At 67.1% G+C, this 19,249-nt stretch carries 14 protein-coding genes; 7 read left to right on the forward strand and 7 right to left on the reverse strand.

The window, feature by feature from the left end; genetic code table 11:
- Nucleotides 1-156: 156 nt before the first annotated feature.
- Nucleotides 157-1,251 carry a 3-deoxy-7-phosphoheptulonate synthase gene (locus tag ABE522_RS01100; RefSeq protein WP_346589974.1) on the reverse strand — a complete coding sequence of 365 codons (1,095 nt, stop codon included), beginning with the start codon at nucleotides 1,249-1,251 and terminating at the stop codon, nucleotides 157-159.
- Nucleotides 1,252-1,498: 247 nt separating this feature from the next.
- A complete protein-coding gene (locus ABE522_RS01105; RefSeq protein ID WP_346589975.1) occupies nucleotides 1,499-1,876 on the reverse strand; it encodes a hypothetical protein in 378 nt (125 codons plus the stop codon).
- 840 nt (nucleotides 1,877-2,716) lie between these two features.
- On the opposite strand from ABE522_RS01105, the gene ABE522_RS01110 reads away from it, so the two are divergent.
- The gene (locus tag ABE522_RS01110; protein WP_346589977.1) at nucleotides 2,717-3,127 is read left to right on the forward strand and encodes an HIT family protein; all 411 of its coding nucleotides are present in this window, start codon (nucleotides 2,717-2,719) and stop codon (nucleotides 3,125-3,127) included.
- A gap of 436 nt (nucleotides 3,128-3,563) precedes the next feature.
- Here the strand turns inward: ABE522_RS01110 and groL are convergent, their stop codons facing one another.
- Both groL and ABE522_RS01120 read right to left on the reverse strand, forming a co-directional pair.
- On the reverse strand, nucleotides 3,564-5,213 hold the full coding sequence (gene groL, locus ABE522_RS01115; RefSeq protein ID WP_042614503.1) for a chaperonin GroEL: 1,650 nt from the start codon (nucleotides 5,211-5,213) through the stop codon (nucleotides 3,564-3,566).
- A gap of 88 nt (nucleotides 5,214-5,301) precedes the next feature.
- Nucleotides 5,302-5,592 carry a co-chaperone GroES gene (locus ABE522_RS01120; protein WP_042614504.1) on the reverse strand — a complete coding sequence of 97 codons (291 nt, stop codon included), beginning with the start codon at nucleotides 5,590-5,592 and terminating at the stop codon, nucleotides 5,302-5,304.
- 269 nt (nucleotides 5,593-5,861) lie between these two features.
- Between ABE522_RS01120 and ABE522_RS01125 the strand changes: the two genes are divergently transcribed.
- The 5 genes from ABE522_RS01125 (at nucleotide 5,862) to ABE522_RS01145 (ending at nucleotide 13,712) form a co-directional block, all read left to right on the forward strand.
- Complete coding sequence (locus ABE522_RS01125; RefSeq protein WP_346589979.1) at nucleotides 5,862-7,655, forward strand: endonuclease; 1,794 nt, start codon at nucleotides 5,862-5,864, stop codon at nucleotides 7,653-7,655.
- Nucleotides 7,656-7,724: 69 nt separating this feature from the next.
- Complete coding sequence (gene cutA / locus ABE522_RS01130) at nucleotides 7,725-8,063, forward strand: divalent-cation tolerance protein CutA (RefSeq protein ID WP_042614506.1); 339 nt, start codon at nucleotides 7,725-7,727, stop codon at nucleotides 8,061-8,063.
- Between the two features lie 29 nt (nucleotides 8,064-8,092).
- The gene (locus tag ABE522_RS01135) at nucleotides 8,093-10,480 is read left to right on the forward strand and encodes a protein-disulfide reductase DsbD family protein (protein WP_346590105.1); all 2,388 of its coding nucleotides are present in this window, start codon (nucleotides 8,093-8,095) and stop codon (nucleotides 10,478-10,480) included.
- Nucleotides 10,477-11,052, forward strand: coding sequence for a TlpA family protein disulfide reductase (locus tag ABE522_RS01140; protein WP_346589981.1), 576 nt, complete (start codon nucleotides 10,477-10,479; stop codon nucleotides 11,050-11,052). The genes ABE522_RS01135 and ABE522_RS01140 overlap by 4 nt, the downstream gene beginning before the upstream one ends.
- A 140-nt stretch (nucleotides 11,053-11,192) precedes the next feature.
- Nucleotides 11,193-13,712, forward strand: coding sequence for a PepSY domain-containing protein (locus ABE522_RS01145; RefSeq protein ID WP_346589983.1), 2,520 nt, complete (start codon nucleotides 11,193-11,195; stop codon nucleotides 13,710-13,712).
- Between the two features lie 76 nt (nucleotides 13,713-13,788).
- Here ABE522_RS01145 and ABE522_RS01150 read toward each other — a convergent pair whose 3' ends face one another.
- Nucleotides 13,789-14,694 (reverse strand): LysR family transcriptional regulator, encoded by a 906-nt coding sequence (locus tag ABE522_RS01150; RefSeq protein ID WP_346589984.1) that lies wholly within the window; start codon nucleotides 14,692-14,694, stop codon nucleotides 13,789-13,791.
- A gap of 101 nt (nucleotides 14,695-14,795) precedes the next feature.
- On the opposite strand from ABE522_RS01150, the gene ABE522_RS01155 reads away from it, so the two are divergent.
- On the forward strand, nucleotides 14,796-15,554 hold the full coding sequence (locus ABE522_RS01155) for an SDR family NAD(P)-dependent oxidoreductase (RefSeq protein WP_346589985.1): 759 nt from the start codon (nucleotides 14,796-14,798) through the stop codon (nucleotides 15,552-15,554).
- Nucleotides 15,555-15,573: 19 nt separating this feature from the next.
- Here the strand turns inward: ABE522_RS01155 and ABE522_RS01160 are convergent, their stop codons facing one another.
- Together ABE522_RS01160 and ABE522_RS01165 are read right to left on the reverse strand one after the other, a co-directional pair.
- Nucleotides 15,574-18,138, reverse strand: a complete 2,565-nt coding sequence (locus tag ABE522_RS01160) for a methyl-accepting chemotaxis protein (protein WP_346589986.1) — start codon at nucleotides 18,136-18,138, stop codon at nucleotides 15,574-15,576.
- A 279-nt stretch (nucleotides 18,139-18,417) separates the two neighbouring features.
- Nucleotides 18,418-19,242, reverse strand: a complete 825-nt coding sequence (locus ABE522_RS01165) for an alpha/beta fold hydrolase (protein ID WP_346589987.1) — start codon at nucleotides 19,240-19,242, stop codon at nucleotides 18,418-18,420.
- Nucleotides 19,243-19,249: the final 7 nt, after the last annotated feature.

Consider the following 19,249-nt stretch of genomic DNA (forward strand, 5'->3'; position numbering starts at 1 on the left):
CCTGCCCGCCCCCCCGGCGATGGACCTGGCGCCGGGTCATTGCCCAGCGCCAGGCGCATCGCCGGTGCGGCTGCGGTGGCTGCCAACTCCGCCAGCCCCCGCTGATGACGGCGCGCCCCCGCAGGCAGCAGCCGTCACCCACACGCGTTGCACCGCTCAGGCGGCTTCGGTTTGTACTTCTTCGGACATCGCCGCGATCGCTTCACGGCGCTCACGCACGGCCGCCGCCAGTCGTTCCAGCACCACTTCAGTGGTCGCCCAGTCGATGCAGCCATCGGTGATGCTCTGGCCATGCACCAGCGGCTGGCCTTCCACCAGTTCCTGGCGTCCGCCAACCAGGTTGCTTTCGATCATCACCCCGACGATGCGCTGCTCGCCGTCGACCATCTGCACGGCGATGTCCTCGATCACCTTCGGCTGGTTGTCCGGGTTCTTCAGGCTGTTGGCATGGCTGGCATCGACCATCAGCCGCGTCGGCAGCCTGGCCTTGGCCAGCACCTGGCAGGCATCGGCGATGTTGGCTGCATCATAGTTCGGCTGCTTGCCGCCGCGCAGGATGACATGGCAATCCGGGTTGCCGGCGGTGGCCACGATGGCGGTGTCGCCCTGCTTGGTCACCGACAGGAAATGATGCGGATTGGTCGCCGCGCCCACCGCGTCCGCGGCGATCTTGATGTTGCCGTCGGTGCCGTTCTTGAAGCCCACCGGACACGACAGGCCCGAGGCCAGTTCGCGATGCACCTGGCTTTCGGTGGTACGCGCACCGATCGCGCCCCAGGCCACCAGGTCGGCGATGTACTGCGGCGAGATCACATCGAGGAACTCGACGCCGGCCGGCAATCCGAGCTTGTTGATGTCGCGCAGCAGGCCACGCGCGATGCGCAGGCCCTTGTTGATGTTGAAGCTGCCATCCAGGTCCGGATCGTTGATCAGGCCCTTCCAACCCACCGTGGTGCGCGGCTTTTCGAAGTACACGCGCATGACGATCTCCAGTTCGCCAGCCAGCGCGTCGCGCAGGGGCTTGAGCTTCTGGGCGTACTCGATGGCTGCGGCCGGGTCGTGGATCGAACACGGCCCGACCACCACCGCCAGGCGGTCATCGGTTCCGTGCAGAATGGCGTGCAGCGCCGCGCGCGAGGCACTGACCGTATCGGATGCTTCATCGTCGCAGGGCAGCATCGCCAGCAGCTGCGCCGGCGGGGTCAGGGGTTCGATCTTGCGGATGCGGAGGTCGTCGGTATGGGGGGGCATGGCGGGGGTCTCTCGAGCGTGTGGGGGTCCCCAGCGTGGCGGCAACAAAAAAGCCGCCAGGGTCGCTGGCGGCTTTCGGGAATGCGGCTGAAGGGTTTCTTCAGGGTGAACGCAGTCCTTCCTCCGCCGGTGGCTTCGGAAAGTAATACCAAAAGTACGAGTTGGCGTGGCGTGCGTTCATTGGGGAGTATTGATAACACAGGGTTTCAGGGCTGCCAACTGTTACATCGGCAACTGGAGAGAGCGTTCAGCAACCGATTGCGCCGCGACATGGCCCATCACGCACCCGACGCGGCGTCAGGGTGGAAACCTGATCGTAGCGGAGCACGAGATAGTCGCCAGCCACGCGGCTGAAGCGTGCAGTTTCGGATGCAAGAGGGAGATCCTGGTCATCGACCGCAACGAAGTCGCGACCCTCGCCGAATCCTCGACGCTCGGACCATCCGCGCATGCAGGCAATCCAGATGCCGTGGAGAACGAGGGCCCAGAGCAAAGCTTGTGCGACTACAGCACCAAACGGCGAATAGTCGATCACCTCACTTTCGAGCTTCTGGTTCGGCATCCTTGCAGGGAAACCCGGCGCGAGCAGGAAGAAGATGTCGACCGCAGGAAACGCGATGTTCACTACCCTCCTCCCATCCCAGCTGTCTGTCAGAGCTCCATCTTTTCCTGGATCTCGTCCAGCCGTTCCAGCATCCGATCAACCGCTGCGGATGAGCCAGCGCCGCTCTCAATCTCGGACTTCCTGAGTGCGTCCAGGCGTGCGCGCAACTTCTCTATCTGCGTGCGTGACGCGGCGGAATCCTGCCCCCTGGAGCTTGCTGCACTCAGTGAACGTGCGTCCGAATGTGACCGGAACTCGTCCACGAGCAACTATCGCAGGTGCACGGCGCGAACCGGGTCTCTGAAGAGTTGCTTGGCATGCTCGCTCTTGTACGCCTTCATGGCATTCCTAAGTGGCTGACATGATCGATCTTACGTCGGCGCCGCCGCTTGCACATCTCAACGTTGCTATGCATGTTGTAGGGATGAGGGTGATGTCAGCGATGCCTCAGCGGTGCGCACAGATGGGGCTGCACCAGAGGCGTCGACGGCTTTGCAGCTTTCCTGATAGCCCTGCACATGGGGAATACGCATCATGTCCCCGCGGACCGACAAGGCCCGCCGGGATTGGCATCCCGATTTGAGTAACCCCCCCCCGCACTCTGCCCATGCTTGGCGTCAGGACAGAGAATGCACCGTACCGCCCGGTTCATGGTGGACGGTGCGCGGGGATCTTTGATCCGCCGGTCAATCTGGGGGGGGTGCTCAGCCGGCATGCCAACCCGCACCGTCCGCCACCTTGCGCTTCGGCACAGGTGGCTCCTCGGTGTGCACGGCAGAAACCCTGCGACAGCCTCATTTCCGCAAGGGCTACATGCATGGTGCAGAAGATCCTTATGCTCCGTCTTGATGGACTGCATTGATGCCACATTGCGTTGCCTGCGCCATCGTCTCCGGCCTGCTGGAGGCCAGCGTCGTTTTCCAGAATGAGCACATCGTGTGCTTTCTGGATCACAGGCCGATCAACGAAGGCCACATCCTCCTTTGTCCGCGCCAGCACCATGCCGATATAACCGACCTGCCCGACGCTCTTCTGGCCGAACTCATGCTTGCAGCCAAAGCACTGGCAAGCAGGCTGCAGGGTCGCCTGAAGTGCGATGGCGTGTCGCTGCTGCAAAACAACGGCCGGTTCAACGAGTTGGGCCACTTCCATCTTCATCTGTTTCCCCGGTTTCAGGATGATGGATTTTCCTGGGTGTCTCGCGGCAGCCACGCAGCAAGCCGCGAAGCGCTCGCACGAGTGGAAAAGTTGCTGCGGGACGCAGTCGACTGAGTGACGAAGGTGGTAGCGCCGAGCCGTGCTCGGCGAGCGCGGAGCGCGGCGTGCGTCAGGCATCGCAATGCCGGAACGGAAAGCCGCCGAGCATGGCTCGGCGCTACCGGGATTACGTGGCGCTGCCGGTGGTAGCGCCGAGCCATGCTCGGCGTGCGCGGAGCGCGGCGTGTTCCAGGCATCGCGTTGTCGGAACGGAAAGCCGGCGTTGGTAGCGCCGAGCCATGCTCGGCGAGCGTGAAGCGCGGCGTGTTCCAGGCATTGCAATGCCGGAACGGAGAGTCAACAGCGTGACGACCAACGGTCGTCACCCACCACGACCACCGGTCATCACCCACCAAATCTCGCTCGTCACCCACCGCAGCGCGCCCATGAAAAAACCCCGCCGTTTCCGGCGGGGTTCTTGATGATGCAGGTGCTACGGGAAGCGTTGGACTTAGAAGTCCATGCCGCCCATGCCACCCATGCCGCCCATGCCACCACCGGCGCCGCCGGCAGCTTCTTCCTTGCGCGGGGCTTCGGCCACCATGGCTTCGGTGGTGATCATCAGGCCCGCGATGGAAGCGGCGTTCTGCAGGGCCGAACGGGTCACCTTGGTCGGATCCAGGATGCCGAACTCGACCATGTCGCCGAACTCGCCGTTGCCGGCGTTGTAGCCGTAGTTGCCGGTACCTTCCTTCACCTTGTTCAGGATGACCGACGGCTCTTCGCCGGCGTTGGCCACGATCTCGCGCAGCGGGGCTTCCATGGCGCGCAGGGCGATCTGGATGCCGTGGGTCTGGTCTTCGTTGGCACCCTTCAGATCGCCGACGGCGACCAGCGCACGCACCAGGGCCACGCCGCCGCCCGGGACCACGCCTTCTTCGACGGCTGCGCGGGTTGCGTGCAGGGCGTCTTCAACGCGGGCCTTCTTTTCCTTCATTTCGATTTCGGTCGACGCGCCGACCTTGATCACTGCAACGCCGCCGGCCAGCTTGGCCACGCGTTCCTGCAGCTTCTCGCGGTCGTAATCGGACGAGGTGTCTTCGATCTGGGTCTTGATCTGGGTGACGCGCGCCTGGATGCCTGCAGCGTCGCCGGCACCGTCGATGATGATGGTGTTTTCCTTGGAAACCTGCACCTTCTTGGCGCGGCCCAGGTCGGTGATGGTGGCCTTCTCCAGCGACAGGCCCACTTCTTCGGAAATCACGGTGCCGCCGGTCAGCACGGCCATGTCTTCCAGCATCGCCTTGCGACGGTCGCCGAAGCCCGGAGCCTTCACGGCCACGACCTTCACGATGCCGCGGATGGTGTTGACCACCAGGGTCGCCAGCGCTTCGCCTTCGACTTCTTCAGCCACGATCAGCAGCGGCTTGCCCGACTTGGCGACGCCTTCCAGCACCGGCAGCAGGTCACGCACGTTGGAGATCTTCTTGTCGTGCAGCAGGATGAACGGGTCATCCAGGTCAGCGGTCTGGCCCTGCTGGTTGTTGACGAAGTACGGGGACAGGTAGCCGCGGTCGAACTGCATGCCTTCGACGACGTCCAGCTCGTTGTCCAGGCCCGAGCCTTCTTCAACGGTGATCACGCCTTCCTTGCCAACCTTCTTCATCGCTTCGGCGATGATGTTGCCGATCGACTCGTCCGAGTTGGCCGAGATCGTGCCGACCTGGGCAATCGCCTTGTCGTCAGCGGTCGGCTGGGAGATCTTCTTCAGCTCGGCGACGGCGGCGATCACGGCCTTGTCGATACCGCGCTTGAGGTCCATCGGGTTCATGCCGGCAGCAACGGCCTTGGCGCCTTCGCGGATCAGGGCCTGGGCCAGCACGGTGGCGGTGGTGGTGCCGTCGCCGGCGTCGTCATTGGTGCGCGAAGCAACTTCCTTCACCATCTGCGCGCCCATGTTCTCGAACTTGTCAGCCAGTTCGATTTCCTTGGCAACGGACACGCCGTCCTTGGTGATGGTCGGGGCGCCGAAGCTCTTTTCGAGCACGACGTTGCGGCCCTTCGGGCCCAGGGTTGCCTTCACGGCATTGGCGAGCACGTTGACACCACGGACCATGCGGGCGCGGGCGTCTTCACCGAAACGAATATCTTTGGCAGCCATTGAATTCACCTGTTATGTAGCGCCGGGCCAAGCCCGGCAGCATTGATATGAAAGGGGTCTACGGGGTAACGGATTGCGCGACAGCAGCTCAGCCGATGATGGCGAGCACGTCGTCTTCGCGCAGGACCTTGTATTCCACGCCGGCTTCCTTGTAGCTGCTGCCGGCGTACTGGCCGTAGATGACCTTGTCGCCGACCTTCAGCGACGGGGCACGCACGCTGCCGTTGTCCAGCGCCTTGCCCGGGCCCACGGCAACGACTTCACCCTTGGTCGACTTTTCCTTGGCCGAGTCCGGGATCAGGATGCCGCCGGCGGAGATTTCGTCGGCTTCGATCGGCTTGACTACGACGCGGTCGTGAAGCGGCTTCAAGTTGCTCATGTGAGACCTCTCAAGTTGTTGATTGTACGGAAGTATTCCGGCGACTTTAGCACTCACCCCAGGTGACTGCCAGAACCGCGCGAGAAAAAAGCCCGGCTGACCGGGACACAGCAGAGATGGAGCCCGCACCTGCCCTTTCAAGGGGCCCAGTAAAGAATTTTTTTGGTGACCACCGTCACGTCATTGGGCTCAACCGTGCCGAATAAGACAGAAGTGTCACGCAATCGGCTTAGATTCCCCTCAGGGGATCCGCTCACAAGGAGTAGTCGATGCGAATGCTGTCACCACTTGCCGCTGGCTGCCTGCTGGCGCTGGCGATCTCGCCCGCCCGGGCCGAGGTCTTCATCAACGAACTGCACTACGACGACAGCACCCCGGCCGGGGACGTCGGCGAGGCGATTGAAGTGGTCGCCACCGCGGGCGAGGACCTGTCCGGTTACCGCCTGTACCTGTACAACGGCAGCACCCCGTCGGCGGCCAGCGTGTATGCCAACAACCCGGTCCCGGCCGGCACCACGGCAGCCTGTGGCAGCGCCAGTATCGCGGTTGTCAGCTACCCGACCAATGGCCTGCAGAACGGGTCCAACGATGGCATCGCACTGGTCGATGCCAGCGGTGCGGTGGTCCAGTTCCTCAGCTACGAGGGCACCATCACCGCCGCCAGCGGTCCGGCCGCCGGCCTGACCAGCCAGAACATCCCGGTCGCCGAGAGCAACGGCAGCGCGCCCGGCACCTCCCTGCAGCTCACCGGCAGCGGCAGCCAGTACACCCATTTCACCTGGGCCGAGTCCGCCGCCCAGACCTTCGGCGCCTGCAACACGGGCCAGACCTTCAGCGGCAGCCCCGGCACCCCGGGCCCGAATACGCCGCCGTCGGTGTCCACCACCACCCCGGGCCAGGGCAGCAGCAGCTTCCCCGCCGCCGGTGACCTGGAAGTGGTATTCAGCGAGAATGTCACGCTGGCCAGCGGCGCCTTCGCGCTGAGCTGCGGCCAGTCCGGCAGCGTGCCGCTGAGCCACCCGTCCAGTGGCCGCACGCTGAAGATTTCCACCAACACCGCGCTGGTGGCCGGCGAGGCCTGCCGCTTCGACATCCGGGCCAGCCGCATCAGCGACAGCCAGGGCGCGCGCCCGGCGGCGGATTCGCGCATCGCCTTCACCGTGGCCAGCAGCACCGGCAACCCGGACCCGGGCAATCCGGGTAATCCCGGCACGTACTACTCGCGGGTGAATACCTCCAGTCCGAGCCAGTTGCGCTGTTCGCTGCATGAAACCATCAAGGGCCACACCGCGTATCCGTACAGCGGCTCGGGCACCAGCACCTGGACCATCCTGGAGATCGCCGACGAAGACCCCAACAACGCCGGCAACGTGCTGGATGCCTACCGCAACCGCAGCTACGTCAAGGGCAGCGGCCGCGCAGGCACCGGCAGTGGGTTGACCTACAACCGCGAACACACCTGGCCGAACTCGCTGGGCTTCGCCAGCACCACCGGCGACAAGGGCCTGCCTTACGCGCCCTACACCGACACCCACATGCTGTACCTGACCGATGCGCAGTGGAATGCCGACCGCGGCAACAAGCCTTTCGCCAAGTGCGACAGCAACTGCGGCGAGCGTGCCACCGAGTCCAACAACGGCCAGGGCGGCGGCAGCGGCGCCTACCCGGGCAACTCCAACTGGGTGCGCACCCCCGATGGCAACCAGGGCTCGTTCGAAGTGTGGGGCAAGCGCAAGGGCGACATGGCGCGCGCGGTGATGTACATGGCGATCCGTTATGAAGGGGGCAAGGATGCCGCAACCGGCCAGTCCGAGCCGGACCTGGAGCTGACCGATGACCGCAGCAAAATCGTCAAGACCAGCAGTTCGCCGGCCTACATGGGCCTGCTGTCCACCCTGATCGACTGGCACCTCGCCGACCCGCCGACCGACGCGGAGCGGGCCCGCAACGAAGTGATCTACAGCTTCCAGGGCAACCGCAATCCGTTCATCGACCACCCCGAGTGGGCCACCCCGGGCCTGTTCACGTCCGCCAAGCCGAGCAGTTGCCAGCTGGCCAACTGATCATTTTCCAGTTTGGCTCATGCCCCGGTCCGGCCTTCTGCCCGGACCGGGGCCCTATACTCGGCGGCGATGTCCACCGCCGATCCCGTCCTGCTGCTGTTCACCACCTGCCCTGACCTGGCCAGCGCCGAGCGCATCGCGCATGCGCTGGTCGGCGAGCGGCTGGCGGCCTGCGTCACCCGACAGGAGGGTGCGCGCTCCACCTATCGCTGGCAGGGCGAAGTGACCACCGACAGCGAACTGCAGCTGCTGGTCAAGACCACCGCCAGCCGGCTCGATGCCGCGATGGCGCGGCTGGTGGAACTGCATCCGTATGAACTCCCCGAGTGCATCGCGGTCGAAGCACGCGCCGGCTTGCCGGCCTATCTGGATTGGATCCGGGCACAGACCCGGGAGGAACACAGTTGATGAAAGCAGGTTTCATGACATCCGGATGGATGGCGTCGCTGCGTCGTAGCGTTGCGGTGTGCGCGCTGCTGGCGCTTTCCCTTCCCGCGTGGGCACTGAGCGAAAAGGACCTGCTGCCGGTGGACGACGCGTTCGCGCTGACCGCCACGGCCACCGAGCGCGACCAGATCCAGCTGCAATGGAAGATCGCCCCGGGCTATTACCTGTATCGCCATCGCACCAGCGCCAAGGCCGACCCGGCCTTCAATGCGGGCGCGTTGAAGATGCCGGCCGGCGAGCGCCACCACGATGATTTCTTCGGCGAAGTGGAGACCTATCGCGAGCGCCTGAGCGCGACATTGCCGGGCCAACCGGCTGCGGCTGCCGGCACCGTCAGCGTGGAAGTGCGGTTCCAGGGCTGCGCCGATGCGGGCGTGTGCTACCCGCCGCAGAAGCGCGTGATCCAGGTCGCGCTGCCCGGCGGCGGTGCTGGCGCCGGCATCGCTTCCACCGGCATTGCCGCAGCAGCCGGTGCTTCGCCGTTGGGCACTCCGCTGGGTGGCAACAGCGGCGGCCTGCGCCTGCCCGGCACCGCCGCGGCCGTGCAGGGCCTGCCGCTGCCTTCGGAGAAGGCCTTCGGCTTCGAAGCCATCGTCGACGACGGCAACACCCTGCTGCTGCGCTTCACCCCGGCCAAGGGCTATTACCTGTATCGCGACCGCACCTCGCTGAAGCTGGAAGGGGCCAACGGCATCCGCGTGGATGCGCTGCGCTGGCCACAGGCACAGTCGCACCGCGATGAACATTTCGGCGACGTGGCGGTGTTCTTCGACCAGACCGACGCCACCCTGCCGCTGCACCGCAGCCGCGCCGAGGCACTCGATGCCACCCTGGTAGTGACCTTCCAGGGCTGCCAGACCGATGGCATCTGCTACCCGCCGATGACCCGCCGGGTGCGGCTGGATATTCCCGCCGGCAAGGTCGATGCGACGGCGGCGACCACCGCGGCCGGCAATGAACTGCCGGCCGCGTTGCCGCGCGAGGCGCAGCGCACCGATGGCACGGGCAGCGAGAAGACCGACAACCGCCGCGTGGTGCCGATCATTCCGGACACCGTGCCCGGTGACGCGGTGGGTGTCGACGCGGCCACTGCGGGTGCCACGGCACCCAGCCCGGATGCCAGCGCGGACAACGCACAGCGCACGCGCCCGCCGGAACCGACCAGCGCCAAGGGCCTGCTGGTGGTGCTGCTGCTGGCGCTGGCCGGCGGCCTGGTGCTGAACCTGATGCCGTGCGTGCTGCCGATCCTGTCGCTGAAGGTGCTGGGCCTGGCGCAGAGCGGTGAGAGCCGCCAGCGTGCACGCGCGCATGCGCTCTGGTACACCGCCGGCGTACTGGTGGCGTTCGCGGTGATCGGTGGCCTGGTGCTGGCGCTGCGCGCGGCTGGACAGGCCGCAGGCTGGGGTTTCCAGCTGCAGCATCCATGGTTCATCGCCGCGCTGGTGTACCTGATGTTCGCCGTCGGGCTGAGCCTGTCCGGAGTGTTCACCCTGGGCGGCAACGTGGGCGGCATCGGCCAGTCGCTGGCCTCGCGCAGCGGTCCGGTCGGCGATTTCTTCACCGGTGTGCTGGCCTGCGTGGTGGCCAGCCCGTGCGTGGCGCCGTTCATGGGCCCGGCGTTGGCCTATGCGTTCGCGGCGCCTGCGCTGCAGTCGATGCTGGTGTTCCTGGCACTGGGCCTGGGCCTGACGCTGCCGTTCCTGCTGGTCGGTTTCGTGCCCACGCTGGCGCGTCGCCTGCCGCGTCCCGGCGCGTGGATGGAAACGCTCAAGCACGTGCTGGCGTTCCCGATGTACGCCACCGCGCTGTGGCTGCTGTGGGTGCTGGGCAAGCAGCGCGGCGTGGATGCGATGGCGCTGGTGCTGGGTGGGCTGGTGCTGCTGGCGCTGGGCCTGTGGTGGTTCGAGCGCAGCCGCTGGCGCAGCCAGCGGATCGGTGCGCTGCTGGCCGGCGTGCTGATCCTGGCCGCGTTGGCGCCGGTGTGGGGTGTTGCCCGGCTGGCCCCGCCGGCAACGGCGGCGCAGGCTGCGGGCGAAAACGTGGTGGCCTATTCGCCTGAAATGCTGGACCGGCTGCGCGCGGACAACCGCGTGGTGTTCGTCAACATGACCGCCGACTGGTGCGTGACCTGCAAGGCCAACGAGCGGGCGGTGCTGTCGCGTCCTGATTTCCAGGAGCTGCTGCGGCGGACCAACGCGGTGTACATGCGCGGCGACTACACCAACGTGGACCCGCAGATCACCGCCTTCCTGGATGAACACAAGGCCGTTGGCGTGCCGCTGTACGTGGTGTACGGCCCCGGCGCGCCGCCGATCGTGCTGCCCAGCGTGCTGACCCAGGCGCTGGCTGAAGAAGCGCTGCTGCGTACCGCACGATGAAGCTGAGGCCGGCCCTGCTGTGGACAGCGATGCTGGCCGGCGGGTTGGGGCTGTGGGCGGGGCAGCAGCTGGACACGTCTTCGGACGAGGGGGCCGGTTCTTTTTCCGGTGCGCAAAAGGAACCTGACCCCACCAATACAGCGGCCGCGGCGGGCATCGGTGACCCGCTCCCACCCATCGTGCTGCCGGATCTTTCCGGCGCGCCGGTGGACCTGCAACGGTTCCGTGGCCGGCCGCTGCTGATCAACGTATGGGCCAGCTGGTGCGGCCCCTGCGTGGAAGAAATGCCGGAGCTGGCGCGCTTTGCCGCCGCCCAGGGCGACCAGGGCGTGCAGGTGCTTGGCCTGGCACTGGATACCGCCGAAGGCGTGCAGGATTTCCTGCGACGGGTGCCGGTGGACTACCCCATCGTGCTGGAAACCCCCGGCCCCGCCGACGCCAGCGTACGCCTGGGCAACACGCAGGGCCTGCTGCCCTACACGGTGCTGGTGGACGCGCAGGGCCGCATCGTGCAGCAGAAGCTGGGACCGTTCGCCAAGGGTGAGATCGAAGGCTGGGCAAGCGGCGGCTGAGCGCGCTTGACCCTGAGGCGTTACACCGGAACACTATGCGAGTGATTCTCATTTGCCGAAGGTAGGGACATCCAACGGCGCCTCCCCTCGTGCAGTACCCGGACCCTCGGGCCCGGCGCTACCGGTTTCCCCCTCCCCCGATGTTCAAGACCGTTCTCTTCCAGGTGCACTGGTTCCTCGGCATCACCGCCGGCACCGTGCTTGCCCTGATGGGCCTCACCGGCGCCGCCCTGTCGTTCGAGGACGACCTGTTGCGCGCGCTGAATCCGCAATTCGCCGCCGTTGCCACCCAGCAGGGTGACGGCCGCCAGGCACTGCCGCTGGACACATTGGTGGCGACGCTGGGCGAAGGCAGCGACAGCGCGCTGCAGCGGCTGCGCGTGGATGCCACCGGCCAGCGTCCGTCGGTGGCCCGGTTCGAAGGTGGCCGTGCCAACTGGGTGTACTTCGATCCCTTCACCGGCGAGCGCTTCAGCGCACTGCGTGGCCAGGGGTTTTTCGACTTCACCGAAGACCTGCACCGGCGCCTGGTCGCGGGCGACCGTGGCCGGCTGGTCACCGGCAGCTGCACGATCATCCTGCTGGTGTTCGTGCTGTCGGGCATCTACCTGCGCTGGCCGCGGCAATGCTGGAGCTGGCGCAACTGGCTGGCGGTGGAATGGAAACACAGCGGCCGCAGCTTCCTGTGGAGCCTGCATTCGGTGATCGGCACCTGGGTGCTGCCGGTCTACCTGATGATCGCCCTGACCGGCCTGTGGTGGTCCTTCGACTGGTACCGCGATGGAGTGACCCGCCTGCTGGGTGGGCAATCGGTTGCCACGCCCACGCTGCAGGCGGGCGGAACGCTGGACCTGCAGCGCGTGCAGGCCAGCCTGTACGCGCTGCCCGGCGTGCGCGAAGGCTACATCGACCTGCGGCTGCCGGCGCGCGGCGACCGCCCGGTCACCGCACGGGTGATGTCTGCCGACCGTTCCCATCATGACCGCGCCTACGACACCCTGCAGATCGATCCCGCCAGTGGCGCCGTGCTGGACCAGCGCGCGTATGCCGATCTGGATGGCGGTGAAAAGGTGCTGGGCAGCATGTTTGCGCTGCATTCGGGCAGCTTCTTCGGCCTGCCCGGGCGACTGATCGTGATGCTGTCGAGCCTGCTTATGGTGCTGTTCTTCGTCACCGGGTGGATGCTGTACCTGGACCGCCGCGCGAAGAAGCGCGCGGTGCGCGCTTCACGCGTGGACCTCGCCGCACCGCTGTCGGCCGGCCATGCCGACGGGCCGGCGTGGCTGGTGTCCTTCGCCAGCCAGAGTGGCCAGGCCGAACAACTGGCCTGGCGCGCGGCCGGCCAGCTGCAGGCGGCTGGCATGCGCGTGCAGGTCACCCCGATGGCGCGGCTGGACGGTGGCACGCTGCAGGAAGCACGGCGCGCGTTGTTCGTGGTCAGCACGTTCGGTGATGGCGAAGCCCCGGACAGTGCACGCGCCTTCGAGCGCAAGGTGCTGGCGCAGGTCCAGGCGCTGCCGGAACTGGGCTACGCGATGCTGGCGCTGGGCGATCGCCAGTACGAACGTTTCTGCGGCTTCGCGCGGCGGGTGGAGCAGTGGCTGGGCGAACAGGGTGCGGCGGCATTGTTCCCCTGCGTCGACGTGGATGGCGATGACGCCCGTGCGCTGCAGCGCTGGCAGGCCCAGCTTTCGTCGCTGACCGGCGTGGAGGTGGCGGAGGACGCCGGGCCGCACAGCGTGCTGCAGGACTGGACGTTGCACGATCGCGTGCTGCTCAATCCGGGCAGCCAGGGCGGCGCGATCTGGCAGGTGACCCTGCTGCCGCCGCCCGGCGCGGGCTGGCAGGCCGGTGACATCCTGCAGGTGGCACCGCGCCAGGCCGTGGAAGATGTCACCGCGGTACTGGCCGCGGCTGGGCTGGATGCCGACGCGCAGGTGCATGTGGATGGGCTGGAACTGCGCGTACACGATGCAGCGGCGCGGCGCGTGTTGCCGCCGATCGACCAGGTGCAGGACGTGCAGGATGCGGCGCAGTGGCTCGACCAGCTGCCGCAGTTGCCCACACGCGAATATTCCATTGCCAGCTGCCTGGCCGATGGCGAGGTGCAGCTGGTGGTGCGCCTGGTGCAGGGCGAGGATGGCCGGCCCGGCATCGGTTCGGGTTGGTTGGCGCTGCATGCTGGCATTGGCAGCAGCGTGCCCGCACGGGTGCGGCGCAATGCGGGCTTCCACCGGCACGAGGACGCGCCTCCGATGATCCTGATCGGCAACGGCACCGGCATTGCCGGCCTGCGCAGTCTGCTGCGCGAAGCCGACGGCGCAGGCCAGCACGGCCATTGGCTGCTGTTCGGCGAACGCCAGCAGGCCTGCGATGCGCTGTACGCGCAGGAAATCATCGCCTGGCAGCAGCAGGGGCATCTGGCCCGGGTGGACCAAGCGTGGTCGCGCGATGGCAGCACCCGGATGTACGTGCAGGACCTGCTGCGCGCCGCGAGTGCGGAGCTGCGCCACTGGATCGCCGACGGCGCCTGTGTGTACGTGTGCGGTTCGCTGCAGGGCATGGCGCAGGGCGTGGACGACGTGCTGCGCGAAACCCTGGGCGAGGAGGCGGTGGATGCGCTGAGGGCCGAGGGCCGCTACCGGCGCGACGTGTATTGAGTAGTGTCGAGCTTGCTCGATACCTTCACGATGTCGAGCCTGCTCGATACCGCCCCTGAGTCGAGCAAGCTCGACACTACAGGGGCAGCAGGTGCGGCTGCAGCAGCGCCGCCACCCAGTCCATGAACACTCGCGCCCGCGCGGGAAGGTGCCGGCGCTGCGCGTACAGCAGGGTCACCGGCATCGGTTCGGACGGCAGCTGCGGCAGGATTTCAACCAGCGTTCCATCGTGCAGTGCCTGGCGCACGCCCAGCCGGGGCACCTGGATGATGCCCAGTCCGGCCAGCGCGGCGGCGGTGTAGCCATCGCCGCTGTTGACGGTCACCGCACCGGCCATCGGCAGGCTCCGGTACTGGTCGCCATCGCGGTATTCAAACCCTGCGGGCCGTTGTCCCAGCGTGCTCACGTAGTGCACCAGGCGGTGCCCACCGAGCGCGTAGAGGGTGAGCGGCGTGCCACGCGCGGCGAGGTAACCGGGGCTGGCACAGTTGACCATGTCCATGCTGCCCAGCGGTCGCGCCACCAGCGTGTTGTCGTCCAGCGCACCGACCCGCAGCACGCAGTCGAAGCCTTCGCGCACCAGATCGACACGGCGATCGGTGCCGCTGAGTTCGATCTCCAGCCCCGGATGCTGTGCCAGGAAGGCCGGCAGCTGCGGCAGGATCAGGTGGCGGGCGAGCCCACTGGACATGTCCACCCGCAGTCGGCCGCGCAGCTGCGCGGTATCGCGGCGGAACATGCCCTGCAGGTCCTCCATGTCATCCAGCAGGTCGCGGGCGCGCTGGAACAGTTGCTCACCGTCGGCAGTCAGCTGCACGCGGCGCGTGGTCCGGTGCAGCAGCTGGGTGCCCAGCGCCGCTTCCAGCCGCTGTACCGCCAGCGACACGCTGGCCTTCGGCAGGCCCAGGCTTTCTGCCGCGCGGGTAAAGGACCCGCGCTCGGCCACGTGCAGGAAGGTACGCAGTTGCGCCACGCTGTCCATTGATTGTCGGCCGTGATTGAACAGTCATATCAGGATCATGCAGTTTATTCGTCTTCGCAAGCCCAATAGGCTGGTCCCCTACCCGCCCGTTGGAGTTGGACATGTCCGTTTCCCGCACCCTGCTGATCACCGGTGGCAGCCGTGGCCTCGGCCGCAACGCCGCCCTCGCCCTGGCCGCCGACGGCGCCGACATCGTGTTGACCTACCGCAGCCAATCGACTGCCGCCGACGAGGTGGTCGCGCATATCCAAGCGCTGGGTCGACGCGCTGCCGCGTTGCCACTGGACGTGGCCGACAGCACCTCGTTCACCGCGTTCGTCGAACGGCTGCAGGCCCAGCTCGCCGACTGGGGCCGTGAGCGCCTGGATGGCCTGGTCAACAATGCCGGCGAAGGCCACTACGCGCTGATCGCCGACACCACCCCGGCCTCGTTCGACCACCTGGTCAACGTGCACCTGAAAGGCCCCTACTTCCTGACCCAGGCGCTGCTGCCGCTGCTCGCCGATGGCAGCCGCATCCTCAACGTGTCCAGCGGGCTGGCGCGCTTCTCGCTGCCCGGCAGCTCGGCCTACGCGATGATGAAGGGCGGCATCGAAGTGTTCACCCGCTACCTGGCCAAGGAACTGGGCGCGCGGGGCATCAGTGCCAACACGCTGGCGCCCGGCGCGATCGAAACCGATTTCGGCGGCGGCCGCGTGCGTGACGATGCCGGCATCAATGCGATGGTCGCCTCGTCCACCGCGCTCGGCCGCGCCGGCAAACCCGATGACATCGGCCCGGCCGTGGTCGCGCTGATGTCGGCGGACACGCGCTGGATCAATGCCCAACGCGTGGAAGCCTCTGGCGGCATGTTCATCTAGGCGATCCGCAACGGCGGACTCAGCCCACGACCGGCGTCCTTTTTCCCGACGGGGAAAGGGGCGCCGACCGCACATCGCCGGCACCGCGCAGCTGGAACACCGCCACCGCCTCGGCCAGCACCTCCGCCTGCGCTTCCAGTGCACGCGCCGAGGCCGTGGCCTCTTCCACCATCGCCGCGTTCTGCTGGGTACTGGCGTCCATCTGCACGATGGTCTGGTTGACCTGGCCGATGCCGTTGCGCTGCTCCAGCGAGGCATCGCGGATCTGCGCCATGATCGGGGCCACCTGCTGCACGCTGGCCTGCAGTTCTTCCATGGTGGCACCGGCCTGGCTGACCGCACGCGTGCCCTGCCCCACCTGCTGCACCGAGTCCTCGATCAGTCCCTTGATCTGCCTGGCGGCATCGGCGCTGCGCTGCGCCAGCAGCCGCACCTCACTGGCGACCACGGCGAAACTGCGACCCTGCTCGCCGGCACGTGCCGCCTCGACGGCGGCATTCAACGCCAGGATGTTGGTCTGGAAGGCGATGCCGTCGATCAGCGCGGTGATCTCGCCGATGCGTCGCGACGACGCGCTGATGTCCTGCATCGAACGCTGCACCTGCCCCACCGCCTCACCACCGCGCGCGGCCACGGCCGCGCTGGCGCGTACCAGTGTGTCGGCTTGGCCGGCGGCATCGGCATTGCGCGATACGGTATCGGTCAGCTCGTGCATGGACGCGGCGGTCTCTTCCAGGTTGGCCGCCTGCAGTTCGGTGCGGGTGGACAGATCGGCGTTGCCGGCACTGATCTCACCGGCGGCATCGCCGATCGAACGCGCCGCCTGCTGGATGCCCGCGACGATGCCCGCCAGCTGGTCGACGGTCGCATTGGCGTCGTCGCGCATGCGCGCGAACACCCCGTCCAGGTCACCCTCCATGCGTACGCGCAGGTCGCCCAGCGCCAGGGCCGCCAGCAGTGCCTGCAGGTCGCCGAGGTTGTGTTCGAAGGTCGCCAGCAGGTGGTTGATGCTGGCCGACAGGCGATGCACGTAGCCCTGCTTTCCCTGCAGCGGAATGCGGCCGGCCAGCTCACCCTGGGCCGCCGCATCCACCAGCGCGCCGACTTCGGTTTCCAGCAGCACTTCCAGGGCACGGCTGCGCCACTCCACCACCTCGCCGAGCGACTGGCCGGCCTCGAAGATCGGCGTGGTCACCAGCTGCCAGGTCGTGCCGGCGTGCTGGATGTCGTACTCCCGGCGACCGCTGCCGTGGATCCGTGCCAGCGCGGGATGCAGCTTGTCCGCAGCCTTTCCCAGCACCTCGCCGTGTCCGGCACCGAGAGTCTGCAGCAACGCCGGGTTTGCATGGGTTACTTCGCCCTGCGGATTGACCACCATCAGGCCGGTCGAGGCACTGTCCAGTGCCTGCCGGGCGCGCGCGTTCTCCTGCGCCACCGCCCGTTCGCGCTCGATGCGTGCACGCAGTTGCTGCTGCATGTGGCCCAGCCGCTGTGCCAGCTGGCCGATTTCATCGTGCGGGTTATGCACGCGCAACACGGTGTCCAGCCGGTCCTCGGCAATATCCTGGGCGAAGCGCAGGGTGTCCTGGATCGGCCGGCGCACGGCGTGCAGCACCATCAACAGCGTGCCGATCAGCACCACGGCCACCGTCAGCAGCGAGGCGGCAAACAGCACTCCCAGACGCGTGGCCTGGGCCTGCTGGCGGGAGCGCGCCTGCTCCAGGCTGGCCGCCTGCGCCTGCTGGAAGGCCTGCAGCGCCGGGGTGATGCTGGCCGCTGTATCCACCAGTGACTGCGCCTCCACGTCCAGCCCCATGCGAGCGGCGGTGTAGGTCAGCAGGGCGCTCTGGTAGGTATCCATCAGATCGCGCAACTGCTGCTGCGCATCGTCCGGCAGGCCCGCCAACGCGAGATCGAACGGCAGTTTTTCCTCGCTGGCGCGGTCGGCATGCCGGGAGTCACCGCTCAGCAGCAGCAGGCTTTCCTGCCGGCGCATCCGCTGCACGTGCAGGGCCAGCAGCGGGCGTTGCGTTGCGTCCACCGCCGCCTGCACGGCGTCGGCCGCCTGCGCCAGCTGCGCCGACATCGCTTCGTCACCACGTCCCATTTCATCCACGCGCGCGTTGAGCGCGGCGATGCCTTCGGCGAACGCGTCGGCCTGGGTGGTGAGTTCGGCCAATGCCTGCCGGCGCGTCGCATCCATCGGCAGCGCCCGCAGCTGCTGCAAGGTGGCCCGCAGGCGCTGCTGGGCAAGCTGCAGCGCATCGCGGTCGGCAGCATCGAAACTGCGTGCATACTGGGTCTGCAGCCGCCTGGCTTCGGCGATGTCGGCGGCCAGCGTGGCGGCCAGTCCGGTGCCCTGCTGGTAGACCGCGAAGCTCTGTGCGGCACGTTCGCTGCCGTGGCTGGTCCAGCCGTACATCGCGGCAATGGTGACCAGGCCCAGGCCACAGACCAGCAGGCTGGCCTTGATCTTGGCGGCCACGCTGAGCCGGGCCAGGTGCTGCAGGGAAGGCCACGCGCGCGCCGCAAGGCGGCGCAGGCGGAGGGAGGCGGAACGCAGGATGTGGGGGGCAGCCGGCATGACAGGATCCGAGGCGGAATGACGCATCGGTATCGGCCTGCCCTGGCCGGACTTTAATCCGCTGTTGCCGGCATGTGCCGCGCTTCCCGCGCGACGCTGCTCGTTGTAACAGCGCCGCAAGTCGCATCGATGACAGCGCACGGCGCATGCTGTGGCCTGGTTCGCCGCGGCACCCCGGTCATTGCGTACCTCACCGCGCTCCGGCAAGGCCGGAAACGAACTGGCCGAAGCGTTCGCACGCTCCGGCCAGTTCGTTGTATCGCTCGTGCGGGACCTTGATCAGGCTTTGGCGAAGGCCAGCAGGTCGGCGTTGAACTGATCGGCGTGGGTCGAGGTCAGGCCATGCGGCGCACCCGGATAGACCTTGAGCGTACCGTTGGCGAGCAGCTTGATCGACTTCTCGGCAGCGGCCTTGATCGGCACGATCTGGTCGTCGTCGCCGTGGATCACCAGCGTCGGCACGTCGATCTTCTTCAGGTCTTCGCTGTAGTCCACTTCAGAGAACTCACGCACGCAGTCGTACTGGCCCTTCACGCCGCCCAGCATGCCCTGCAGCCAGAACGAATCGCGCATGCCCTGGGTGACCGCGTTGCCATCGCGGTTGGCACCGAAGAACGGCGTGGCCAGGTCCTGGAAGAACTGCGAGCGGTCACCTCCGGTGCCCTTGCGGATGCCGTCGAAGACGTCCAGCGGCGTGCCTTCCGGGTTGCCGGCGGTCTGCAGCATCAGCGGTGGCACCGCACCGACCAGCACCACCTTGGCGACGCGGCTGCTGCCGTGGCGACCCACGTAATGCGCCACTTCACCACCACCGGTGGAGTGCCCGACCAGGATCGCGTCCTTGGCCTCGGCCTGCTCCAGCACGGCGGCCAGGTCGTCGGCGTAGGTGTCCATGTTGTTGCCGTCCCAGGTCTGGCTGGAACGTCCGTGGCTGCGACGGTCGTGGGCGATGACGCGGAAGCCGTTCTGGCCCATGAACAGCATCTGCGGATCCCAGGCGTCGGAGCTGAGCGGCCAGCCATGCGCGAACACGATCGGCTGGCCGGTGCCCCAGTCCTTGTAGAAGATGCGGGCGCCGTCTTTGACGGTAACGAAGTGGCTCATGTGGTTG

The organism is Stenotrophomonas lacuserhaii (genome assembly GCF_039674585.1).
GTDB classification, from domain to species: Bacteria; Pseudomonadota; Gammaproteobacteria; order Xanthomonadales; family Xanthomonadaceae; genus Stenotrophomonas; species Stenotrophomonas pennii_A.